Source organism: Halorubrum cibi (assembly GCF_900182635.1).
Lineage (GTDB): Archaea > Halobacteriota > Halobacteria > Halobacteriales > Haloferacaceae > Halorubrum > Halorubrum cibi.
In genome coordinates this window covers 59,591-80,753 of sequence record NZ_FXTD01000001.1, presented here as the reverse complement: position 1 = coordinate 80,753, position 21,163 = coordinate 59,591, and the positions used below count along the sequence as shown (strand labels likewise).

Sequence of the window (21,163 nt, the reverse complement as noted above, 5' to 3'; positions counted from 1 at the left end):
CGTCTCGTCGTCGACGTCGGACGTGCGACTCCGCGACGGCGACGCTCCCGTCGCTGTCGAAGCGCGCGAGGTTCCTACTTCCCGTAGGCGATCCGCCGCGCGACGTCGTCGATCCGCGATTTGAGGTCGCCGAGGAATCCGGCGGGCGACACCCGACGGATCGCGGACTCGTCGACCTCGATCCGCTCGCCGGCGAACGGGTCGCGCTCGGCGCGCTCCTCGGGCGACTCGTCGCCGTTGACCGCGTCGACGACGGTCGACATCGAACACCGGCCGCACGCCTCGGTCCGTTTCGCGTTCGTTTCGTCAGTCATGTCGCGGTCTGTCACGATCGTGTGTTCGAGTTTACTAAACCGTGTCGGCGGTGCGCGAGGCGCGCACGACCGATTTCGGGCGGTTCTGGAGTCGTCGCGTCGCCCGACGCGTTTTTATGGGGCGTCTGGTATGGCCACGCATGGGATACCGCGTCGTCGACTCGGAGTCGGTCGAACCGAAACCGGATCGACCCAGCGAGTGCCGGAAGCTGACGGAACCCGCCGGGCTCGAGGAGGTGGCGCTGAACCGCTTCCGCGCCGAGCCCGGCGAGCAGGTCCCGCTCGCGTACCACTACCACGAGACCCAGGAGGAGGCCTTCTACGTCCTCTCCGGCACGCTCGCGGTCGAGACGCCCGACCGCACCTTCGAGGTGGCCGCCGGCGAGCTGTTCGCCGTCGACCCCGGAAGCCCACAGCGTGCGCACAACCCCGCGGACGCCGACGGGGCGGTCGAACTGCTCGCGATCGGCGCGCCGCCGGTTGACGGCGACGCGGTCGCGTACGATCCGACGGCGGACGGTCCGCCGGCGAGCAGGGACGCCGATAGCGACGACGACGGAACAGACGACGACGGAACAGACGAGTGACGATGGCCGGACACGACTCGAGCGGCAGCGAGGACGACGGGGGGAAACCGGGGACCGCTCCGCGTCACGACCACGAGGAGTTGCCGGCCGAGATCCGCGAGCGCGTCCCCGACTACGACGACGAGTACCTCGACCGGGTCTCCGACCGGCTGATGTACAGCTACGACCTCGAGACCGACTACGCCGTCGACGGCGAGCGCTTCGATCTGTACGCCGAGATGCGGATGCGAAACCAGAAGCAGTTCCTCCACCCCGCGTTGAGCTACGCGGATCACGAGACGAAGGAGTACCTGTTCGCCCGGCGCGTCTCGACTCCGACCGTCGGGGAGCTGGAGCGACTCGTCGACCTCGGCCACGCGGTCGTCGACGAGCGCGTCGAGGGAGACGAACAGCACTACGGCACCGACGTCACTTTCGTCCTCGTCAGTGATCGGGTTCCGGAGGAGGTCGTCGAGTTCGTCGACGGGTTTCGCGATCGGACCCTTCTGAAGTTCGGCTACTACGGTCACTACGAGGTGAATCTGATCGTCGTCGCGCCCGAGCCGGAGACGATGGTCGCAAGCGAGGCGGCGGGCATCGCCGACGCCTTCCGGCTCTGGGAGCCGGTCGAGCCGCCGAAGGAGGGGTTCCTTTCGCGGTTCGCCAAGCGCTTCTGGCGGTAGCGGTTCGGTCAAAAAAACGGGTCGCACGAGCGGTCGCCCGTCGCGGACGTTCGATCGTCCGCGGCTCGGTCGGCGACGGCTCAGTCGTCGCCCGGCTCGGCGGCGGATCGGCTCCCGCCCCGAACCGATTTCAGGTTACCGTACCCGAGACGGACGAGCGACAGCGCCAGTCCGATGAGCACGAACGCGAGGATCATCTGGACGCCCGAGGACACCTGTGCGCCGATCGTACCGGCGCCGCCCTGGATGATGTTGAGATAGAGGTTCTGGAACAGCGCCAACCAGAGCAGCCCGAGCACCGTGATCGTCACCATAACCGCCATCGGGACGCCGGTGGAGACGAGCTGTTTGGAGTCGTCCCAGTTGGCGATCCAGACGGTCGCGGTCAAGAGCGCCAGCGCGGCGAGCAGCTGGTTCGCGCCGCCGAACAGTGCCCACAGCGTCGCCCACTGCCCGGAGATCACGAGGAGGTAGCCGAATCCGATCTGGATCAGCGGGTTGGTGTACCGCCCGCGGGCGAACGAACCGATGCCGCCCGAGAGGCCGGTGTCGGTCGTTCCGCTCGGCGTGCCGACGATCTCCTCCATCATGTAGCGACCGAGCCGAACGGCCGTGTCGGTGGACGTGAGGAGGAAGCTCACGAGCACGAGCGCCATGAACACGGAGCCGACCGCCTGGGGGATCCCGAAGCTCGTGAGGATGATGCCGCCGCCGGTCGCGAAGTTCGGGAGCGCGCCGCCGATCCCGCCGGCCGCCGCGTCGCCGGCGAACCCGGCGACCGCGAGCGTCGACAGCGCCAGCGCGGCGAGTAACCCCTCGCCGAGCATGCCGCCGTAGCCGATGAGCCGGGCGTCGCTCTCCTTGTTCAGCTGTTTCGCGGTCGTCCCCGAGGAGACGAGCGAGTGGAACCCGCTTATCGTCCCGCAGGCGATGGTGATGAAGAGCAGCGGGAACAGCGGATACAGCCCCGCGGCCTCAACGCCCCAGAAGCCCTGGAACGGGGCGATCGACGAGTCGACGACGAGCGGGACGGAGGACGTCGCGAACAGCGTGCCGACGATGATCGCGAGAACCCCGCCGCCGACGCCGGTGTACAGCAGGAACGACGAGAGGTAGTCACGCGGCTGGAGCAGGACCCACACCGGGAGCGCGCTCGCGATGGCTCCGTACACCATGATCACCGGGACCCACGCGGCGGTGTTGCCGCCGAGCGCGGCCGCACCCGGAACCCACGAACCGGTTCCGCTGAACAGCACGAACGTCCCCGGGTCGTGGCTGGCCTCGCCGGCCAGCTCGAACAGCGCGAACGGGAACTGGATGCCGACCCAGATGCCGGCGAAGACGCCGGCGACGAAGAGCACCGTGCCCGGGACGAACGGGCCGTTGAGCTGGTAGAGGTACACTCCGAAGCCGAGCGCGAGCAACACGTACACGAAGCTCGCGGTCGTCACCTCCGGGAACGCGTTGAAGACGATGCCCACGACGAGCGCGAACACCGCCACGACGAGGATGATCGTGAGGAACGCGAACCACAACAGAAGGTCCTTCCCTCGATCGCCGACGTACTGGCCGACGATGTACCCGATCGACCGCCCCTCGTGGCGGATCGACCCCGAAAGCGAGATGAAGTCGTGGACCGCGCCCATCAGCGGGTTGCCGATGGCGACCCACAGGAGCGCCGGGACCCACCCCCAGATGGCCCCAGCCGTGATCGGGCCGACGATGGGAGCGCCGCCCGCGATGCTCGAGAAGTGATGCCCCAGTAGCACCGGCTTCTTGGCCGGTACGTACTCCTGTCCGTCCTCGTATTTGTGTGCCGGCGTCTCGCGGTCGTCGTCGAGGTCGACGAACCGCGAGAGGTACCGCGAGTATCCCATGTACCCGACGGTGAACGTCGCCAACACGGCAGCTACGATCCAGATTACACTTGTCATAGGTTCTGCCTCGTGCTACGCGTTTTCGAACGACGTGTTAAATATTACCATCAACCCTGATAGTTGCGGGGACGGCGGCGGCGTAATCGGGTTCCACGACCGCACCGACAATTGATTCCGATTAATTATAAGTTAATTCTAAATGAAGGAGGTCGATCTGAATCACGCGCGCTCGGGTGTCGCGGGATCGACGTCGAGCTCGGCGGCCACCTCGGCGAGGAGATCCCCGCGGACCTCGCGAGTGCGCGACTCGATGGCCGCGAGCAGCGGCGGGTCGAACCCCTCCTCGACCTGCTCGATCCGTTCGCGTTCGGTGGCGACGCGGTCGCGCAGGTATCGGGCCCCGCGACCCTCCTCGTCGTCGTCGGGTTCGGGGGTCAGCTTGTTCGCGACGAGCCCGCGCACCGCGAGATCGCGCTCGGCGAACGCCCCGATCGCCCGCTCGGTCTCGTTGACCGACAGCTGGTCTGGGTTCAACACGAGGAAGAAGGCGGACTCCTCGCGGAGGGCCTCCCCGGCGTACTCGAAGAACTCCTTTCGGTCCTCCAACCGGGCTAAAACCGGATCGCCCTCCATCACGCGTCTGGCTTCCATGTCGCCGATCGCCGCCTTCTCGAAGAGGTCGATCGACTGTCGGCGCTTGTACATCAGCCGGTCGATCCAGTCGCCGAGGAACTCCGGCAGACCGAGGAGCCGGAGCGTCGAGCCCGTGGGAGCCGTATCGAAGACGACGCGGTCGTACGGATCGCTCTCCTCGCGCATCACGCCGACGAACGCGTCGAAGAGCGCCGCCTCGTACGCGCCGGGCGTCCCGTGGGACATCTCCAGTTGACGGTTGATCTCCGAGACCATCGCGGCCGAGACCTGCTCCGAGAGCCCCTCGCGTATCTCGTCGAGGTGCCGTTGGACCTCGTCGTCCGGATCGATCTCCATCGCGTCGAGCCCGTCGATGCCCTCGACCGAGGCCGGGTCGTCGTCGAACCGCTGGTCGAAGACGTCCGACACCGAGTGGGCGGGGTCGGTCGAGACCACGAGCGTCCGCAGGCCCGCGTTCGCACACTTGTACCCGTACGCACACGAGACGGTGGTCTTGCCGACGCCGCCCTTCCCGCCGAAGAACACGAACCGGTCCATCAGAAGTGGTACTGCTGGCCCTTGCGCTCGATCAGGCTCTCACGGTCCCACAGCCGGCGCTCCCACGCCTCGAACTCGTTTTCGAGGTACGGCAACAGCTCGGCGGTGTAGTACGAGACGGGCGAGGGGATACCGAACGCGTCGGGGAAACACGCCAGCATGAAGGCGTCCTCGGCGTCCTCGGCCTCCTTCTCGATCTTCTCGTAGGCCGGGTGGGTGAACATCCCGTGGTAGAGGCCACGGAACCACTCCTCGAGGGCGGCACGGAACGCCGCGATCCGGTCTGCGACTGTCATCGTCGTTCATGGCCGGGCGAGCGCCGTAAACCTGTCGCGGACGCGAACCGGCACGCGGAGAAAAGCGGGGTCTCTCGAGCGGATCGAAGCCTCAGACCGAGCTGCCGTCGGTGACTTCCGGCTGCTCCTCCTCGTCGTTCCGGTCGGCGAACGCCGGACGGTCGTCGTCCAGATTCGGGGCGTGAGTCCCGTCGCCCATCGAGAGCCAGACGAGGTACAACATGGCGAAGACCATCGATACCGTCGCGACGATCGCAGCGATCCCGGTGATGGGAACGAGGCCGGTCATGCGCGGCTATCGGTACGGATGGCGTATCAACGTATCGGCTTCTACTGGGAGGGACCGAATCGCTCGCGGGCGTGCGGTGCCGGGGAGTTGAAGGGAGTTCGGCCTCGATTTCCGCCCATGAACGACCGGATCCCGGTGACCGTGCTGTCGGGCAGTCTCGGGGCGGGGAAGACGACCCTTCTGAACCACCTGCTTTCGAACGCGGGAGACCGCGAGATCGCCGTGCTCGTCAACGACATGGGAGACGTGAACGTCGACGCGGAGCTGATCGCGGAGGGGTCCGAACTCGACGTCGACGACGGGGTCACGGAGCTGTCGAACGGCTGTATCTGCTGTGAGCTACAGGACGACCTCGAGACCGCCGTGGTGCGGCTCGCGAACGAGCGCTCCTTCGATCACCTCGTCGTCGAGTCGTCGGGAATCTCCGAGCCCGCGCCGGTGGCCCGGCTGTTCACGACCGAGTCGCGGGCGGCCGCACGCTACCGCGTGGACGCGCTCGTCACCGTGCTCGACGCCCGGCTGTTCCTCGACTCCTTCTCCGATGCCGAGTCCCCCGAGCGCCGCGGCACCGACGCGGAGGGTCGCCCGCTCTCGGACCTCCTCGTCGAACAGGTCGAGGTCTCGAACGTCGTCCTCCTCAACAAGGCCGACCTGTGTACCGACGCGGAGCTCGACCGCGCCGAGGAGCTCGTCGCCGCGCTCCAGCCGGACGCGGCGACGATCCGCACCGAGTTCTCCGCGGTCGACCCGGACCGACTGCTCGGCGTCGACCTGTTCGACGAGCGGGAGGTATCGACGCTTCCCGGCTGGAAGCGCGCGCTGGAGGATGCCGGAAATGAAGGGAGCGGAGACGAAGGGAGCGGAGACGACGGTGGGAGCGAGGGGCACGACCGCGACGATGCGAGCCGCGATCCGACCGGCCACGACGACGGTCACGCTCACCGCCATCCGGACGAGGTGTACGGCGTCACCTCGTTCACCTACCGCCGCCGCCGCCCGTTTCACCCGGCGCGGATCGCGGCGGCCCTTCGCGACCTCCCCGACGGCGTCGTCCGGTCGAAGGGGACGCTGTGGATCGCGGGCAACGACCGCCGCCAGCAGGTCGGACAGGCGGGACCCTCGGTGCGCGTGACCGCACCCGGCCCGTGGATCGCGAGTCGGCCGACGGTCGAACGCGACATGCTCCGGTCGAACCGCCCGGAACTCGACTGGCACGACGACCACGGCGATCGCGAGACCGCCTACGTCGTCATCGGAACGGACTTCGACGAGGCGGAGCTCGTCGACCGGCTCGACGACGCGCTCGTCACCGACGAGGAGTGGGACCGCGTCGAGGCCAGCGAGTCCCTCGACGGACCCGATCCGTTCCCGACCGAGGACCGCGGGGAGGTCGTTCTCCGGGAGCCCTGACCGATCGACTACCGGAATCTCGATCGATCCCGCTTGGAACCTTTCGATCCCGCTCGGAATCCTTCGATCCCGCTCGGAGCGGTCAAAACAGCGGCACTGTCAGTCCCGCGAGAACCACACCGAGCGCGATCCCGGCGTACAACAGCCGTTCGACCCGGGGTGCGATCGGGAGCGGACCGGCGTCGACGGGGGGCGCGTTCCTGATGAACTGGACGTACGCCACGACCGCTGTCCCGGCGAACGCGAGGCCCGACAGCGCGAGCGACGCCCCCAGCGGGGCGCCGTAAGCGAGCCCGTAGATCGGGCCGATCGAGAAGGCGAGCATGAACGCGAGACCCGCGCTCACGAGGAACGGGACCGGATCGACGAGTTCGCCCCGCCGGTTTCGCGGGCGTCTCGATCGGTCCGATCGGCTCATACCCGTTCCGTGGGTCCACACGGACAAAAGAGAGCGGTGCGCGCCGGATCGGACGAGGTCGCGGGAGGATCGCGTCCCGGAGACGGCGGAATCGGTTACCCACCGGGAAAGCGGCGAGAGTGAACGGTCGGCAACCGAACGCCCTTTTCCCTCCGCCGGCAACGACTTCGTATGGAAACGAGGGGCGTGTTCGCGCCGGCGACGCGCGAGGAGGCGAGAGAGCGCTACGAGGAGGTCGGCCCGGCCGCGCGGGTGATAGTCCGGGAGACGGCGAAGGCGATGGAGTTCGACGCCGACGAGTACGGCGAGCGCGTCACCTCGGCGGTGATCGAGACCGCCCGCGACGCGACATTCGCCGAGCTGCTCGCCGTCCACCTCGCCGAACGCGAGGAGTACCGCGAGTGGCTCGCGGAGAGCGAGTTCGACGCCGAGGACGTCGTCGAACTCGGCTCCGAACACGTCGACCGGGTCGCGTGGCACCCCGTCCCCTTCGCCGACACCGTGGTCGCGACGACGTTCCAGGACGGTCCCGACGCGGCCGCGAGCACTCTCCGACGCAACGCGTTCGGCCGGGTGTACCGCGACGTCTTCGACGACGACTCCGGCGCGGGTGACGGGTCCGACGCCGACGGGTCCGACGTCGACGCTGACGCCGACGAATAGCTTCGATCGACCCTCGCGGTCGTTCGCGGCGGGGATCCGACACACACCTTAGGTAGCTGTGGGCCGTAGGCGACCCATGCCCAACCGATCGACCGCGGTCGCCCTCCTCGCGGCGGTCGCGGCCCTGAGCGCGGTCGCCGTCCGCCCCGTCAGCGCGCACGTCGACTACGTCACCGAGGACTCCGGCGATCCGGTGGACGCGGTCGCGTTCCTCCTCGAGGTGCTCTCGGACCCGTTCAACGCCGCGGTGTTCGTCGGCTCCGGGCTCGCCGTCGTCACCGGGATCGCGGCGTACCTGTGGGTGCGGCCGACGATCCGCGACGTGGTCGTTCTCCGGGAGACCCTCGTCGGGTACGGCGACTTGGTCCCGTGGATGCTGCGGCTCTCGATCGGGCTCCCGCTCGTGGGGGCCGGCTTCCAGGGATACCTGTTCGCGCCGACGCTGACGTTCGAGCCCGCATCGAGCCCCGTCCTCCGGGTGCTCTTCATCGGGATCGGCTTCTGTGTCCTCTTCGGGCTCGCGACCCGGATCGTCTCCGCGGTCGGCCTCCTGACCTTCGCGTGGGTCCTCCTCGCCGTCGATCCGGGCGTCGTCATCGCGATGGAGTACGTCCCCGTCCTCCTCGCGCTGCTCGTCCTCGGCGGCGGCCGGCCGAGCGCGGACGACATGCTCTTGGAGGTCGCGAGCACGCCCGGCACCTACTACGGTCGGATCGATCCGATCCACCACCTGAAGGCGTTCCTCGACGAGTCGACGGCCCCGCTCCGCGAGTACGTCCCGACGCTGCTCCGGGTCGGCATGGGCGTCACGTTCGTCTACCTCGGGTTGATCCAGAAGCTGTCAGACCCCGCGAGCGGCCTCCTCGTCGTCGAGAAGTACGACCTGACCGCGGTCGTCCCCGTCGACCCCGGCCTCTGGGTCGTCGGCGCGGGCGTGACCGAGATCGCGGTCGGTCTGGCGCTGATCGCGGGCTTTTTCACCCGCGGCGCGGCCGCGGTCTCGTTCGTCCTCTTCACGACCACGCTGTTCGGGCTCCCCGACGATCCCGTGTTGGCCCACGTCGCGCTGTTCGGGCTGGCGTCGGCCGTCTTCACGCTGGGATCGGGACCGCTCTCGTTCGACCGGTGGTTCGGCCGACCCGCCCTCGCCGACGGCGAGTCCGTGATCCCGGCGGATTGAGTGCGGTGTGTCGATCTCGCGCCAACGTCTCCGAACGACCGTCCGCGCCAACGACCCACGCTTATGACCCGCCGGGCTGTCTCCCCCGTATGGACGTGGACATCGGAAACGCCCTGGAGACCCGGCCGGGGCTCACGGAGGAGACCCTCGATAGACTCGACGACCGCGTCGCGGACGCGCACGACCGGATCGCCCGCGGGATGGCCGACGACGAGTTCGGCTACGCCTCGCTGAACTTGCCCGAGACGGCCGATCCGGCGGCGATCCGCGCCGCGGTCGAACCGTTCGGGGAGCCGGAGGCGGTCCTGACCGTCGGCATCGGCGGGAGCGCGCTCGGCGCGGCGACGCTCGCGGACGCCCTCGAGAGCGACGTGGACGCGCACTTCCTCGACAACGTCGACCCCGACGCCGTCGACGCGCTGCTCGCCGACCTGTCGCTCGCCGACACGGTCGTCAACGTGGTCTCGCGATCGGGGACCACGGCGGAGACGCTCGCGAACTTCCTCGTCGTTCGCGACGCGATGGACGACGCGGGCGTCGACTGGACCGAGCGCACGCTCGTCACGACCGGCGAGGAGGGAAACCTCCGGCAGCTCGCGGAGACCCACGACCTCCCCGCGCTCGACGTGCCGGAGGGCGTCCCCGGTCGCTTCTCCGCCCTCTCGACGGTCGGGCTCGCGGTCACGGCGCTCCAGGGCCACGACGTCGAGGCGGTGCTCGCGGGCGGGCGAGACGGGATGGATGCGCTCTCGGGGTCGCTTTACGAGTCGCCGGCGTACGCCTACGGCGCGACGACCTACGCGCTCGCGGAGCGCGGCGCGCTCACCAACGCGTTCATGCCCTATTCGGAGTCGCTGGAGACGTTCGCGGAGTGGTTCGCCCAGCTGTGGGCCGAGAGCCTCGGGAAGGACGGGCTCGGCCAGACGCCGGCGCGCGCGCTCGGCGCGACCGACCAGCACTCCCAGCTCCAGCTCTACCGCGCCGGCCCGGCCGACAAGCTCGTCACGCTCGTCCGGCCGACCGAGCGCGCCGACGCGCCGATCCCCGAGACCGATCTCGAGGGGCTCTCCTACCTCGGCGGCTCTTCGCTCGGCGACCTGCTGGACGCGGAGTTCGCGGCGACCGAGGCGAGCCTCGCGGCCGCCGACGTCCCCAACGTTCGGGTCGAGATCGACCGGGTCGACGAGCGCGCGCTCGGCGAGCTCCTGTTCGGGATGGAGGCGGCCTGCGTGCTCTACGGCGAGCTCGCGAGCGTCTCGACGTTCACGCAGCCGGCCGTCGAGTGGGGCAAGAAGGCGGCTCGCGGGCTGCTCGGCGGCGGCGACTTCCCCGAGGCCGAGGCGGTGGCCGACAAACGCGAGTTCCGGATCGACTAACACCGCGGGTCGCGTACCTCCGGCGATGACGGAGAACCTCCCCCCGGCGCTGGACCGGGTCGTCCGCGTCGCGAGTGCGGCCTTCGCGATCGTGTTCGCGCTCGTCGTCGCGAGTGCGATCGCCACGCCGGTCGCGGACCTCGCGGTCCGGATCGGGCTCGTCGCCGACGGCGGAAACGGGTGGCAGTTGCTCCGGACGCTCGGCCAGTTCGCGGGCTTCCTCGCCGCCGTTGGCGGCTATCTCGTGTTCACCGACCAGCGGGACCTCCTCCGGGTCGCACGGCCGTCGCTCCGGGAGGTCGGGATCGTCGTCGGCGCGGGGGTCGCCCTCTTGGCGCTCCAGTACGGCGCGCTTTTCACCCTCCGACAGGTCGGGCTCTCGACCGGACAGAACCAGGCGGTCGTCCCCGCCGGCGACCCGGTCGGCTACTACCTCGCGATGGTCGCCGTCTCGCTTCTCGTCGTCGGCCCGGTCGAGGAAATCCTGTTCCGCGGGGTCGTTCAGGGCGGACTCCGGCGGGCGTTCGACGCCGCCCCGGCGATCCTGATCGCGAGCGCGCTCTTCGGGCTGGTTCACCTCTCGGGGATCCAGGGGACCCGCGCCGAGCAGTGGGCGTACGTCGGGGTCGTCGTCGTGTTGGGGTGCGTGCTCGGCGTCCTCTACGAGCGGACCGAGAACGTACTGGTTCCGGGACTCGCCCACGGCGTGTACAACGCCGCGATCTACGCGGTGTTGCTCGCGAACGCGCTCTGAGGTCGAGTTCGGCTGTTCTGCGAACGATCTCTCCCGGTGCGGTGGCGTCGCCGGCGCTACGCGCCGGCTTCACGCGAGAGCTCTGCTCTCGCCCTGCTCCGGTGAGCACCCGGAGGCACGCCGACCGCCTGGATCAGCGGTCTAGTACCGGTCCTTTCCCCACCGGTGGTCGTCGTAGGTCGCCTGCTGGTCGCTGTCGAACCGCTCCTCGAACTTCCGGCGCAGGGCGGCCTTCTCGGTCGCGTCGATCCGCGCGAGCGCGTCCGCCTTCCCGACCGCCGCGGGCGGCCCCCGCGTCGTCGCCACGTCCGCGAGCACCTGCCGGGTCAGCCGGTCGCGCGTCTCCGCGTCGCGAGTGAACGCGTAGGGGGCCTCAAGCTTGTAGGTCACGTCGGTCCGCGGGTCGTACAACACCATGAACGTCGGCTCGTACAGTTCGGGGTCGAGTTCGCGGTCGATCCCGAGCGCGTCGGCGTCGGCCGCCATCGTCCCGTCCGCGCCGCCGCGGCTGTGGAACCACGTGGTGAACGTGAGGTCGTCGTCGAGGCGGGCGTCGCTTCTTCGATCGTCGTCGCGTCCGCCACTCGCGACGGTCCCGTCCGCACCGCTCCCGTCGCCGCCGTTCGCTCCCTCCCGCCGCTCCAGGAGCCGAGTGAATAGCGCGGTGTCGTCGGGCCAGGGGGACTCGAACCCCTTCCGGGAGAGCGTCCGCACGATCGTCCGGCTCGAGGGGTTCTTCACGAAGCCGGTGAGCGGCACGTCGCGCTCGACGAACCGCTCGACGAGCCGGACGTACTTCTCGACGACCGCCTGGGGTTTCGCCTCCCGAGCGAGCTCGCCGAGCTCCGGGTCGCGGTCCCCCCAGGTGAACAGCTCCTTGGGGTAGATCGGGCCGTCGAGGACGAGCAGCTCCTCGACCCGGTCGGCGTGGTCGAGCGCGTGGGTCCCCTCGGCGAGGTAGAGCGCGAGCGCGTGGACGACCCCCTCGGCGTACCGGTTCACCCGCGGCGCGTGGAGCACGCGCTGGCGGGTGTGGCCGTCGTCGCGTCTCGTCCACGCCCCGTCGAAGTCGGCGGTCGAGTCGCCCGCGTGGACGGTCGCGACGATGGTGCGGTCGCGGTGGAGGTCGAGGTCGGTCGGCTCCGCGGCCATCGCCGCGTGCGCCACGTCGACGACGAGCCCGTTCTTGAACGTCGTCGGGTTGATCGTGCCGGAGTCGAGCCCGTGGACCGTCCCGAAGGGCCGATCTGCGAGCGCAACGTCGTCGATGGGCGCTCGGCGGCGCTCGTGGCCGGCGACAGGCTCGATCACGGTTCGACCCTCCCGCCGGAGTCCGGTCAGCCAGTCGTTCCACACCCGTCCCGCGAGGTCCTCGTGGTCCGTCGTGTCCACGTCGCCCGCGATCCCGTACGCGAGCCGCGCGATGTTCTCGACGTGGATCGGATCGAGGGTCACGCCCGTACTGGGTCCGGATTCGTATAAAAGGCGTCGCCCGCGTGGTCCCGTCGGAGCCGAACCCGGTCGCGTTCGACCTTCGTCGATGAACCAGCGAAATTGACCGCCGGTCGCGGTATTGGCGTGTTCCCCGACGACTGTCGGTACGGGAGCCGTCGCTCCCGATGGGGAAGTATCAGTGATAATATTCGGAGCCGAGAGTATTTCATCCGGTACGACGATCGACGTTCATGACTGAATCAGCGATCAGATCGCCGTCGGGCGGCCGCGATCCAGCGAACGGGGCGAGCGGGGGAACCGCAGGGGCGTTCGCCGGGATCAGAGAGGTTCTCGGGTACGTCCCGGACGGGACATCGATGCCCGAGGAGATGTGGCGACCGCGTCACCGCAACATCCAGATCGCGATCGCGGCGCAGATCCCGATTCTAGTCGCGTTGGGCGTGTACTCGGGTACCGAACCGTTCACCGGGGCGCAGATCCCGAACACGCCGACGTGGATGCTCGTCGGGGTGCTGGCGGTCATCGCCGCGACCGGGCTGCTCGCGACGTGGTCGGGGTTCGACCGCCGAACTCGGACCGTGCTCGCGACGTTCAGCGGGCTCACCATCTCGATGGCGCTCGTGAAGCTCTCGGGCGGGTACATCGAGGCGCACTTCCACTTCTTCGTGTTCATCGCGGTGGTCGCAGTGTACGAGGACTGGCTCCCCTTCGGACTCGGGATGGCGTACGTCGCGGCCGGCCACGGGCTGTTCGGCCTGATCGACGCGAGCCTGGTGTACAACCACCCCGCCGCGATCGCGAACCCCGTCGTCTGGGGCGGGATCCACGCGGTGTTCGTCACGGCGCTCGCGGGCGCGCTCGTGGTCAACTGGTACTCGATCGAGAAGTCCCGCGAGGAGGCCCAACGTCAGCTCGAGCTCGTCTCCGAGCAGCGAGCCGAGATACAGGACGTCGAGGCGGCCAAAGCCGAGGCCGAGAAGCGCCGCGAGGAGGTCGAACGGCTCAACCGACACCTCGAGACGAAGGCGGACGACTACCGCGCGACCATGGCGAAGGCGGCCGACGGCGACCTCACGGTCCGGCTCGACGCCGAGAGCGAGAGCGAGCCGATGGAGCGGATCGGCGTCGCCTTCAACGGGATGATAGACGACCTCGAGTCCACCGTGCGGGAGGTCCAGTCGTTCGCCGAGGAGGTCTCTGAGGCGAGCGAGGAGACGATGAGCGGCGTCGAGGCCGCCGAGGAACTGAGCGAGGACGTGGGCCGATCCATCGCGGAGATCGCCTCGGGAGCGGACGATCAACGCGAGATGCTCGAGGAGGTCTCCGGCGAGATGAGCGACCTCTCCGCGGCGATCGAGGAGGTCGCCGCCTCGACCGAGACGGTCGCCGACGCGGCTCGGCAGACGGCGTCGATCGCCGACGAAGGAGAGGAGACCGCCGACGAGGCGATCGAGAGCGTCCGAGAGTCGCGGGAGGCGATCGACTCGACCGCGGAGACGGTCAGGGACCTGGACGAGCGGATGACCGACATCGGCGACATCGTCGACCTGATCGGCGACATCGCCGACCAGACGAACCTGCTCGCACTCAACGCCAACATCGAGGCCGCCCGAGCGGGCGGCGGCTCCGGAACCGGATCGAGTGACGGCTTCGCGGTCGTCGCCGACGAGGTCAAACAGCTGGCCGAGGAGACGAAGGAGGCCGCGGGCGACATCGAGGAACTCATCGCGGGGACGCAGGCCCGGACCGAGGCGGCCGTCGACGAGGTCCGGACCGCGGAAGAGCACATGGAGACGGGTGCCGACGCCGTCCGCGACGCCGCCGACGCGTTCACGCGGGTGGCGGAGAACGCGGAGGAGACCGACGACGGGATCTCCGAGATCGCCGAGGCGACCGACGATCAGGCGGCGAGCACGGAGGAGGCGGTGGCGATGGTCGAGGAGGTCGCTGGTATCAGTCGGTCGACCGCCGACGAGACGGACGACGCCTCCGCGGCGGCCGACGAACAACTCTCCGCGATGACGGCCGCCGCCGCCGAGGCCGGAACGCTCAGCGACCGGGCGGAGCGACTCCGCGGGCTCCTCCGGAAGTTCGAGGTCGGGGGGTCGTCGACGGCGAGCGAGCGGTCCTCGCCGGAGTCCACGCCGGTCGCGGTGGGCGACGGCGGGACGGACTGAGGTCGGCGCGGGGGCCTCCCCTCCGCGACACTACGCGTTATCGCCGCCTTCCACGACGGTCTCCAACGCCGGCAGCGCCCGTTTCACGTCCGTGCCGTCCTCGAGGAACACCAGCGTCCGCGGCGGGCGGACCGCCTTCGGCCTGACGCGCAGGCCCGCCTCGACGGCGGCGTCGGCGACCGCCTCCGGCGCGCGACGGAACTCGATCCGGGCGCGGTCCGGCTGGACGTACACGTCCGCGAGGGCGTCTCCTTCGCTCGGCTTCTCGCCGTCGTCTTCGCCGGCGGTCGCCCCCGTTTCGTCGCCGCCGGTCGCTCCCGGGTCGTCGTCGCGGTCGTTCTCGTCCCGGCCGGCGTCGACCTCGACCAATCGAAACGCCAGCGCGCCGTCGGGGGTCGGCTCGACGTCGGGATCGGCGTCGGTCACGTCGACCTCTCGGAGGCGGCCGCGGTCGCCGGTCACCTCGGAGGCGAAGAGTTGGGCGATCCGGACCCCGTCGGTCAGGCGGCCCGCGACCATCACTCCGCCTCCGCGAGCTCCGCGCGGACGTCCTCGACGAGGTGGTCGACGCGCGCCCCCTGCTCTTTCGCGTAGAGGACCGCGGCCGCCTCGATCGTCACCGCGAGCGCGCGCTGACGCTCGTTGATCCCGGCGACTGCCCGTTGCTTCTCGACGCCGGCGTCGACGACCGCGTCGAGGGCGGTTTCGAAGGTCGACTGCTCGCGCAACACGTCCTCGTCGGGCCGGAAGTCCTCCGGGACGGCGACCTCATCGGGATCGAATCGCGCGACCAGCTCGCCGTCCTCCTCGTCGACGAGCCCGCGCCCCACGGCCACGTCGACGAGCCGCTTCGCCTGGTCCGGCGAGAACCACTCGCGCTCCAGCGAGAGCGCGACGACGAACTCGCCCTCGCCCAGCCGATCCGCGGCGTGTCGCTTGAACGGGGCGGCGACGGTGGCTTTGAGGCTCATGTCCCACCCGCGGCCGGCGACCGGGGTAAACGTACCGGGTTGCCTCGTCGGCGTCGGCTCACTGGTCGGCGTGGACCCGCCAGTCGGCGCCGGTTCGCTCGTCGGTGTCTGCTCATCCGTCGGCGGCGTCTCGCTCGCCGGCGTCGACGCCCGCGACCAGCCGCGTCGCGGTCGCCTTCCAAGAGATCCACACGTCCGTTCCCGACCGGATCCCGAGCCGTTCGGCGCTCTCGTCGGTGACAAGCGCCCGGACGGCGTGGACCGCCTCGCCGCAGTCGGCCCCCTCGACGCGGATCCGGACCGCGTGGACCGTCTCCCCGCGGTCGACGCCCTCGACCCGGCCGCGACGGCGGTTCCGCTCGCTCGTCGCGGTCGGCTCCCCGTCGTCCCCCGCCGCGCGGACCGTCACGGCGTCCGCGCCGATCCGAACCTGAACGCGGTCGTCGACCGCGAGGTCGTCGTGGAGGCCCCACACCGCCCCGATCGGCGTCTCCACCTCGGCCAGTTCCCCGTCGACCGTCTCGACCGTTCCCGCGAGGACCGTCTCGGGGACGCCGGCGGTCGCCTCGATCGCGGCCGACAGCCGGTCGTAGCGCCCGAGGATCCGACCCCCGCGATCGGTCAGTCGACTCCCCCCGCCGCCGCTTCCGCCCCGGTGACGCTCCACGAGGTCGCCGAAGGCGGATTCGAGCGTCTCGATCCGCGAGAGGGCTCGTGCGCGTGAGCGACCGAGATCGGTCGACGCCCGCGCGACCGACCCCGTTCGCGCTATCGCGCGGAGCAGCGCGGCGTCCCGTCCGTCGAACTCGACGTCGTCCTCGACGAGCGTCGCGCGCCCCCGGCCGGTCGCTTCGTCCATCGGCGAACGCTACTCGTGGCTGGCGGTTAGTTCCTCGGACGGACCGGTGGGTGCGGATCGACGACGGACCCGCGAAGGCGGGGGCCCGTTCGTGGCCGCGGTCGACGACCGCGGCTCACTCGAAGAGCGTTTGGACCTTCTTGGCGGTGAACTCCGTGTACACGTCGTCGTTCGGGTCACCCATGTCGACGCCTCGCCGGAGGTCGCGGAACTCCCGATCGAGGGCGGCGTACACGCCGCTCGACTCCAGTTCCTCGAGGGTCATCTTGGCCTCGAGCGTCGCCATCTTGGAGGCGAGCGCGACGATCCCGCGGATCGTCTCGTCACACGAGTTCCGGACGATCATCCGCGAGACAGCGTCGCGGAGTATCTCACCCGTGACCGGTTTGACGAGGTAGTCGTCGAAGGGGAGATCGAGGACGTCCGTGTCGGGTTTGATCGCCGTGACCATGACGACGCGACAGCCGATGCCACGCGCCCGGATCGTCCGCAATACCTCGTCCCCGGAGATCCCCTCCATCCGACGGCCGAGCAGTACGACCGAGACGTCCGCGTCCAAGTGGTCCGGATCGAGCGCCTCCTCGCCCGAGTATGCCGTGCGGGTCGTGTACTCCTCGGCCAACAGCTCCGCGTAGAGGTCGGCCATCTCCGGGTCGTCGTCGACGACCAACACGGTCGGCCGTTCACCGCCGGTATCTGAGTCACCCATAACATCACAACATCTCCGACACGGGTAATGGTTTTGTGAGAGTTCCAGTGAAATTTTCAGACCGGATCGGTGTATCCGTGGCTCGTGTCGGACGTCGCGACCGGCCCCCTCAGTACACCAGTTCACCCTCGATGAACCGTCGGGTCCGCGGATCCCGCGGGTCCTCGAACACCCGATCGGTCGGGCCGACCTCCGAGATCCCCCCGTCGAGAAGCACCGCGACGCGGTCCGCGACCCGCTCGGCCTGGTGCATGTCGTGGGTCGCGACGACGACGCCGATCCCCCGGTCCCGCGCCTCGTCGATCGCGTCCTCGATGACCGCGGTGTTCCGCGGGTCGAGATCCGACGTGGGTTCGTCCAGCAGCAGGACGTCCGGGTCGTAGGCGATCGCGCGCGCGAACGAGACTCGCTGGGCCTCGCCGCCCGAGAGCGACTCCGCGTGCTGGTCCGCCTTGCCCGCCATCCCGACGACGTCGAGCGCGTCGCTGACGGCGGCGGCGGTCCCGTTCGACCCCGCGATCGACTGGAGTTCGTCCCGGAGCCGTTCCGACCACGACCGGCGTATCCGGAGCCCGTACTCGACGTTGCGGGCGACCGGGGCGTCGAAGAGGCTCGCCTCCTGAAACACCATTCCGACGCGCCGCCGGAGGGCGAGCCGCTCCGCCTCGTCGAGGCTCCACACGTCGGTGCCGTCGAAGGTCACGGTGCCGTCGTCGGGCTCGCGAGAGAGCGCGAGCATCCGGAGCAGCGTCGTCTTCCCGACGCCGGAGGGCCCGATGACCGCGACGACCTCGCCGGACTCGACGTCGATCGAGAGGTCCTCGAACACGCACTCGTTCCCGAACGAGTGGCCGACGCCGGTCGCGCGGAGCATCAGCGCACCCCCCGATCACCGAAGCGGACGACGACGGCGTTGACCGTCAACACGAGCGCGACCAGCACCGCGCCGAGTACCATCGCCGTCTCGTACTGGCCCTGTCGGGCCTCGAGCTGGATGGCGGTCGTCAGCGTCCGGGTCTTCGAGATCCCGTCCGCGCTCGTGATGTTGCCGCCGACGATGAGCACGGAGCCGACCTCGCTGATGGCGCGGCCGAACCCCGCCAGAACCGCGGTCGCGATCCCGTAGCGCGCCTCCTTGAGGACGACGAGCGCCGCGTCGATCCGGGTTCCGCCGAGGGCGCGTGCGGCGTCGCGGACGTCGTCGCCCACGCCCGTGATCGCCGCGAGGCTGATGGCGGTGATCGGCGGCGTCGCGAGCACGAACTGCGACATGATCATCGCCTCCTTCGTGAATATCAGCTCCAGCGACCCGAGCGGCCCCTGATTGGAGACGGCGAACAACACGATCAGTCCGACGACCACGCTCGGAAATCCCATCCCGGTGTTGATCACCGACTTGACGAGCCCCTTTCCGGGGAAGTCGGTGAAGCCCAGGAAGATCGCCACCGGGACGCTGAACAGCGTGCTCAGAGTCACGGCGACGAGGCTCACGTACAGCGAGACGTAGATGATACTCGAGACGTACCCGTCCCTGAACGGGAGGTCGACGAGGGCAACCGCCGACTTCGCCCCGGCGGCGAGCCCCGTCGCCGACTCGAGCAGGGAGGCCGCCGGCAGGACGACCGGTTCGAGTGGCACGCTTACGCGTCCGAGGACTCGCTACTCCAGCCTTCCGGAACGTACTGCTGGAAGTCGGGGTCCTCCGAGACGGCCTCGGGGAAGAACAGCTGTTCCCCGTTCATCTGGTAGTTCGAGATGGCGTCCTGGGCTCCGGGGCTCGTGATCCACCCGATGTACGCCATCGCGAGGTCGTAGTTGGTGTCCTCGTGGACGCCGGGGTTGACCGCCATGATCCCGTAAGGGTTCGAGAGGATCTCCGGGCCGCCCTCGATCGGTCCCTGAACCAGAATGACGAGGTCGATCTCCGAGCGCTGGGAGATGAACGTTCCCCGATCGGAAAGCGTGTACGCGCCCTGCTGGTTGGCGTTGTTCAGTGCCTCCCCCATTCCCCCGCCGATCTCCTGATACCAGTCGCCGCCCGGTTCGGTGCCCGCGGCCTCCCAGAGATTGAGTTCCTTCGTGTGAGTCCCCGAGTTATCCCCTCGAGAGACGAACGGCGCGCCCGCGTCGGCGATGGCGGTGAGCGCGTCGGTGGCCGAACCCATTCCCGATATCCCGGCCGGGTCGTCCTCGGGACCGACGATGACGAAGTCGTTGAACATCAGGTCGCGGCGGTTGACCCCGTAGCCGTTGCGCAGGAACTCGTCCTCGAGCCCGCGGGCGTGGACCATCACCACGTCCGAGTTGCCGTTGCGCGCCGATTCGAGGGCCGCGCCGGTCCCCTGGGCGACCGCGTCGACGCTCACGCCGTACAGCTCCTCGAAGCTCCCGTGGATCTCGTCGAGCAGTCCGGTGTCGTAGGTGCTCGTCGTCGTCGTGAGCGTGAGCGTCTCGCCCGTCACGCCAGCCGACGCTTCCTCCTCGCCGCCGCCCGTGATCCCCGAACAGCCGGCGAGGCCGGCGAGCGTTCCAGTCCCCAGTGCGGTGAGCACCTCACGTCGTTGTATCGGCATAGAAACATCGACGACGGCGACACGAAAATAGGTTGTGGTCGTCGACGGATCGACTTCGGACGTGGTCGCCGGCGTCTGGTCGAATCCGCCGAAAACCACGTATAAACGCGTGTATCGGGCCGTTTCGTTCGACGCACGGTGCGGGCGGCGACCCCTCGGCGATCCGCTCTGTTCTCGGAACGTAGCCGAAATCGGTTACGCTGATCGGACTTGGTGGGGTCGGTCGTGGCGATCGGTCGTGGCGATCGATCGACCTAGCGACGGCGCGGTTCCGGGACGTTTCCGTTCCGCGATGATTCCGTTCCGGGATCGCGGTTCCGGAGACCCCGATCCGTGCCGCGCGGTGTCGTGGAGCCCCGAAACGGACGCGCTTATACGCCTCGGCGGGGAATACCGGGGTATGATATTCGAGGGCCTCCCGACGACCCCCCGTTCGGAGGAGCTCGTCGACAAGGCGTTCTCGCGGGCGGCCCGCGCCGGTCGCGCCAAGCGCGGCCACGAGGCCCAGGAGTCGATGCTGCGGACGGCCGGCAACGTGCTCTCGGACAACCTCGAGAACGTGGTCGTCTCTTGGCCCGACTTCGGCTTCGACGTCGACCCGTTCTACTACGAGCTCGCCGACGCCATCGTCGACGTCGACCGCCTCCGACAGGCGCTCTCGCAGGTGATGTGGGCGAGCCGGCAGATCGAATCGCTACGCGACGAGTACACGACGAAGATCCGCAACTCGGACGTCGACGCCGCGCGGAAACACCGGAAGCAGGCGTTCGCCCGCATGGCGGACGTGATGGACCAGATCGAAGACGACCTCCGATACATCGGCGACTCCCGCGACGACCTGCGAGACCTGCCCGACATCCGGCCCGACGAGCCCGCGATCGTCGTCGCCGGCTACCCCAACGTCGGCAAGTCGTCGTTCGTCAACCGGGTCACGCGCGCGTCGAACGAGATCGCGGAGTACCCCTTCACGACCCGCGGCGTCCAAGTCGGCCACTTCGAGCGCGACCACGTCCGCTACCAGATCGTCGACACGCCGGGGCTGCTCGACCGGCCGGAAGACGAGCGCAACGACATCGAGCAGCAGGCGGTGAGCGCGCTCGAACACCTCGCGGACGTCGTCCTCTTCGTGCTCGACCCCTCCGGCGACTGCGGTTACCCCCTCGACGTACAGCTCGAACTCCGCGAGGAGGTTCGGGCGCTGTTCGACGAGTCGATCCCGATGCTCACCGTCGCGAACAAACACGATCGCTTCGACGCCGTTCGCGCCGAGGCCGTCGATGCGACGATGAGCGTCACCGACGACGAGAACGTCGAGCGGGTGCTGGACATGGCCGTCGAGGCGGCCGCCTTCGAGCCGGACCTCCCGACCCGCGACCGCGAGGAGTAGCGTTCCGCGTCGTCG

General features: G+C 69.2%; 23 protein-coding genes. 9 read left to right on the top strand and 14 right to left on the bottom strand.

The window, feature by feature from the left end; all coding sequences use genetic code 11:
* Window positions 1–74 precede the first annotated feature (74 nt).
* Window positions 75–314, bottom strand: coding sequence for a hypothetical protein (locus tag FN829_RS00415; protein WP_142985041.1), 240 nt, complete (start codon window positions 312–314; stop codon window positions 75–77).
* Between the two features lie 140 nt (window positions 315–454).
* Here FN829_RS00415 and FN829_RS00410 point away from each other — a divergent pair, with 140 nt between their 5' ends.
* Together FN829_RS00410 and FN829_RS00405 are read left to right on the top strand one after the other, a co-directional pair.
* On the top strand, window positions 455–901 hold the full coding sequence (locus FN829_RS00410) for a cupin domain-containing protein (RefSeq protein WP_142985040.1): 447 nt from the start codon (window positions 455–457) through the stop codon (window positions 899–901).
* A 2-nt stretch (window positions 902–903) separates the two neighbouring features.
* Complete coding sequence (locus tag FN829_RS00405) at window positions 904–1,563, top strand: hypothetical protein (RefSeq protein WP_221929811.1); 660 nt, start codon at window positions 904–906, stop codon at window positions 1,561–1,563.
* Between the two features lie 80 nt (window positions 1,564–1,643).
* Here FN829_RS00405 and FN829_RS00400 read toward each other — a convergent pair whose 3' ends face one another.
* The 4 genes from FN829_RS00400 to FN829_RS00385 all read right to left on the bottom strand — a co-directional run bounded on the left by FN829_RS00400 (window position 1,644) and on the right by FN829_RS00385 (window position 5,216).
* Window positions 1,644–3,497, bottom strand: coding sequence for a carbon starvation CstA family protein (locus tag FN829_RS00400; protein WP_142985039.1), 1,854 nt, complete (start codon window positions 3,495–3,497; stop codon window positions 1,644–1,646).
* Window positions 3,498–3,659: 162 nt separating this feature from the next.
* Window positions 3,660–4,631 (bottom strand): ArsA family ATPase, encoded by a 972-nt coding sequence (locus FN829_RS00395; protein ID WP_142985038.1) that lies wholly within the window; start codon window positions 4,629–4,631, stop codon window positions 3,660–3,662.
* Entirely contained in the window at window positions 4,631–4,927 is a 297-nt protein-coding gene (locus FN829_RS00390; RefSeq protein ID WP_142985037.1) for a hypothetical protein, read from the bottom strand. Before FN829_RS00390 ends, FN829_RS00395 begins: the two co-directional genes overlap by 1 nt.
* A 91-nt stretch (window positions 4,928–5,018) precedes the next feature.
* Window positions 5,019–5,216: a hypothetical protein gene (locus FN829_RS00385; protein WP_142985036.1), complete on the bottom strand. Its 198-nt coding sequence runs from the start codon at window positions 5,214–5,216 to the stop codon at window positions 5,019–5,021.
* A gap of 117 nt (window positions 5,217–5,333) precedes the next feature.
* Here FN829_RS00385 and FN829_RS00380 point away from each other — a divergent pair, with 117 nt between their 5' ends.
* Window positions 5,334–6,626 (top strand): CobW family GTP-binding protein, encoded by a 1,293-nt coding sequence (locus FN829_RS00380; RefSeq protein WP_142985035.1) that lies wholly within the window; start codon window positions 5,334–5,336, stop codon window positions 6,624–6,626.
* 82 nt (window positions 6,627–6,708) lie between these two features.
* On the opposite strand, the gene FN829_RS00375 is transcribed toward FN829_RS00380, so the two are convergent.
* Entirely contained in the window at window positions 6,709–7,044 is a 336-nt protein-coding gene (locus tag FN829_RS00375) for a hypothetical protein (protein ID WP_142985034.1), read from the bottom strand.
* A gap of 171 nt (window positions 7,045–7,215) precedes the next feature.
* On the opposite strand from FN829_RS00375, the gene FN829_RS00370 reads away from it, so the two are divergent.
* From FN829_RS00370 to FN829_RS00355, 4 genes are all read left to right on the top strand, one after another.
* The gene (locus FN829_RS00370; RefSeq protein WP_142985033.1) at window positions 7,216–7,707 is read left to right on the top strand and encodes a DUF5809 family protein; all 492 of its coding nucleotides are present in this window, start codon (window positions 7,216–7,218) and stop codon (window positions 7,705–7,707) included.
* 76 nt (window positions 7,708–7,783) lie between these two features.
* The gene (locus tag FN829_RS00365; RefSeq protein WP_142985032.1) at window positions 7,784–8,887 is read left to right on the top strand and encodes a DoxX family protein; all 1,104 of its coding nucleotides are present in this window, start codon (window positions 7,784–7,786) and stop codon (window positions 8,885–8,887) included.
* Window positions 8,888–8,976: 89 nt separating this feature from the next.
* Window positions 8,977–10,263 (top strand): glucose-6-phosphate isomerase, encoded by a 1,287-nt coding sequence (locus FN829_RS00360; RefSeq protein WP_142985031.1) that lies wholly within the window; start codon window positions 8,977–8,979, stop codon window positions 10,261–10,263.
* Between the two features lie 25 nt (window positions 10,264–10,288).
* Entirely contained in the window at window positions 10,289–11,017 is a 729-nt protein-coding gene (locus tag FN829_RS00355) for a CPBP family intramembrane glutamic endopeptidase (protein ID WP_142985030.1), read from the top strand.
* 141 nt (window positions 11,018–11,158) lie between these two features.
* Here the strand turns inward: FN829_RS00355 and FN829_RS00350 are convergent, their stop codons facing one another.
* Window positions 11,159–12,472 (bottom strand): DNA double-strand break repair nuclease NurA, encoded by a 1,314-nt coding sequence (locus FN829_RS00350; RefSeq protein WP_142985029.1) that lies wholly within the window; start codon window positions 12,470–12,472, stop codon window positions 11,159–11,161.
* A gap of 356 nt (window positions 12,473–12,828) precedes the next feature.
* On the opposite strand from FN829_RS00350, the gene FN829_RS00345 reads away from it, so the two are divergent.
* Window positions 12,829–14,649 carry a methyl-accepting chemotaxis protein gene (locus FN829_RS00345; RefSeq protein WP_142985431.1) on the top strand — a complete coding sequence of 607 codons (1,821 nt, stop codon included), beginning with the start codon at window positions 12,829–12,831 and terminating at the stop codon, window positions 14,647–14,649.
* A gap of 30 nt (window positions 14,650–14,679) precedes the next feature.
* Here FN829_RS00345 and FN829_RS00340 read toward each other — a convergent pair whose 3' ends face one another.
* The 7 genes from FN829_RS00340 to FN829_RS00310 form a co-directional block, all read right to left on the bottom strand.
* On the bottom strand, window positions 14,680–15,168 hold the full coding sequence (locus FN829_RS00340) for a hypothetical protein (protein WP_142985028.1): 489 nt from the start codon (window positions 15,166–15,168) through the stop codon (window positions 14,680–14,682).
* On the bottom strand, window positions 15,168–15,620 hold the full coding sequence (locus FN829_RS00335) for a DUF2240 family protein (RefSeq protein WP_142985027.1): 453 nt from the start codon (window positions 15,618–15,620) through the stop codon (window positions 15,168–15,170). The genes FN829_RS00340 and FN829_RS00335 overlap by 1 nt, the downstream gene beginning before the upstream one ends.
* 112 nt (window positions 15,621–15,732) lie before the next feature.
* Window positions 15,733–16,479 (bottom strand): LysR family transcriptional regulator, encoded by a 747-nt coding sequence (locus FN829_RS00330; protein WP_142985026.1) that lies wholly within the window; start codon window positions 16,477–16,479, stop codon window positions 15,733–15,735.
* A gap of 115 nt (window positions 16,480–16,594) precedes the next feature.
* Window positions 16,595–17,188: a response regulator gene (locus FN829_RS00325; RefSeq protein ID WP_142985025.1), complete on the bottom strand. Its 594-nt coding sequence runs from the start codon at window positions 17,186–17,188 to the stop codon at window positions 16,595–16,597.
* A 109-nt stretch (window positions 17,189–17,297) separates the two neighbouring features.
* Window positions 17,298–18,062, bottom strand: coding sequence for an amino acid ABC transporter ATP-binding protein (locus FN829_RS00320; protein WP_142985024.1), 765 nt, complete (start codon window positions 18,060–18,062; stop codon window positions 17,298–17,300).
* Window positions 18,062–18,790, bottom strand: a complete 729-nt coding sequence (locus FN829_RS00315) for an ABC transporter permease (protein ID WP_142985430.1) — start codon at window positions 18,788–18,790, stop codon at window positions 18,062–18,064. Before FN829_RS00315 ends, FN829_RS00320 begins: the two co-directional genes overlap by 1 nt.
* Before the next feature lie 38 nt (window positions 18,791–18,828).
* Window positions 18,829–19,761, bottom strand: a complete 933-nt coding sequence (locus FN829_RS00310; RefSeq protein ID WP_142985022.1) for a substrate-binding domain-containing protein — start codon at window positions 19,759–19,761, stop codon at window positions 18,829–18,831.
* A 400-nt stretch (window positions 19,762–20,161) separates the two neighbouring features.
* Here FN829_RS00310 and FN829_RS00305 point away from each other — a divergent pair, with 400 nt between their 5' ends.
* On the top strand, window positions 20,162–21,148 hold the full coding sequence (locus tag FN829_RS00305; protein WP_142985020.1) for an NOG1 family protein: 987 nt from the start codon (window positions 20,162–20,164) through the stop codon (window positions 21,146–21,148).
* Window positions 21,149–21,163 lie beyond the last annotated feature (15 nt).

What these genes read in the sequence shown, in the direction of transcription:
- FN829_RS00415 (WP_142985041.1), bottom strand. Translation starts at nt 314, where the DNA reads ATGACTGACGAAACGAACGCGAAACGGACCGAGGCGTGCGGCCGGTGT.
- FN829_RS00410 (WP_142985040.1), top strand. Translation starts at nt 455, where the DNA reads ATGGGATACCGCGTCGTCGACTCGGAGTCGGTCGAACCGAAACCGGAT.
- FN829_RS00405 (WP_221929811.1), top strand. Translation starts at nt 904, where the DNA reads ATGGCCGGACACGACTCGAGCGGCAGCGAGGACGACGGGGGGAAACCG.
- FN829_RS00400 (WP_142985039.1), bottom strand. Translation starts at nt 3,497, where the DNA reads ATGACAAGTGTAATCTGGATCGTAGCTGCCGTGTTGGCGACGTTCACC.
- FN829_RS00395 (WP_142985038.1), bottom strand. Translation starts at nt 4,631, where the DNA reads ATGGACCGGTTCGTGTTCTTCGGCGGGAAGGGCGGCGTCGGCAAGACC.
- FN829_RS00390 (WP_142985037.1), bottom strand. Translation starts at nt 4,927, where the DNA reads ATGACAGTCGCAGACCGGATCGCGGCGTTCCGTGCCGCCCTCGAGGAG.
- FN829_RS00385 (WP_142985036.1), bottom strand. Translation starts at nt 5,216, where the DNA reads ATGACCGGCCTCGTTCCCATCACCGGGATCGCTGCGATCGTCGCGACG.
- FN829_RS00380 (WP_142985035.1), top strand. Translation starts at nt 5,334, where the DNA reads ATGAACGACCGGATCCCGGTGACCGTGCTGTCGGGCAGTCTCGGGGCG.
- FN829_RS00375 (WP_142985034.1), bottom strand. Translation starts at nt 7,044, where the DNA reads ATGAGCCGATCGGACCGATCGAGACGCCCGCGAAACCGGCGGGGCGAA.
- FN829_RS00370 (WP_142985033.1), top strand. Translation starts at nt 7,216, where the DNA reads ATGGAAACGAGGGGCGTGTTCGCGCCGGCGACGCGCGAGGAGGCGAGA.
- FN829_RS00365 (WP_142985032.1), top strand. Translation starts at nt 7,784, where the DNA reads ATGCCCAACCGATCGACCGCGGTCGCCCTCCTCGCGGCGGTCGCGGCC.
- FN829_RS00360 (WP_142985031.1), top strand. Translation starts at nt 8,977, where the DNA reads ATGGACGTGGACATCGGAAACGCCCTGGAGACCCGGCCGGGGCTCACG.
- FN829_RS00355 (WP_142985030.1), top strand. Translation starts at nt 10,289, where the DNA reads ATGACGGAGAACCTCCCCCCGGCGCTGGACCGGGTCGTCCGCGTCGCG.
- FN829_RS00345 (WP_142985431.1), top strand. Translation starts at nt 12,829, where the DNA reads ATGCCCGAGGAGATGTGGCGACCGCGTCACCGCAACATCCAGATCGCG.
- FN829_RS00340 (WP_142985028.1), bottom strand. Translation starts at nt 15,168, where the DNA reads ATGGTCGCGGGCCGCCTGACCGACGGGGTCCGGATCGCCCAACTCTTC.
- FN829_RS00335 (WP_142985027.1), bottom strand. Translation starts at nt 15,620, where the DNA reads ATGAGCCTCAAAGCCACCGTCGCCGCCCCGTTCAAGCGACACGCCGCG.
- FN829_RS00330 (WP_142985026.1), bottom strand. Translation starts at nt 16,479, where the DNA reads ATGGACGAAGCGACCGGCCGGGGGCGCGCGACGCTCGTCGAGGACGAC.
- FN829_RS00325 (WP_142985025.1), bottom strand. Translation starts at nt 17,188, where the DNA reads ATGGGTGACTCAGATACCGGCGGTGAACGGCCGACCGTGTTGGTCGTC.
- FN829_RS00320 (WP_142985024.1), bottom strand. Translation starts at nt 18,062, where the DNA reads ATGCTCCGCGCGACCGGCGTCGGCCACTCGTTCGGGAACGAGTGCGTG.
- FN829_RS00310 (WP_142985022.1), bottom strand. Translation starts at nt 19,761, where the DNA reads ATGCCGATACAACGACGTGAGGTGCTCACCGCACTGGGGACTGGAACG.
- FN829_RS00305 (WP_142985020.1), top strand. Translation starts at nt 20,162, where the DNA reads ATGATATTCGAGGGCCTCCCGACGACCCCCCGTTCGGAGGAGCTCGTC.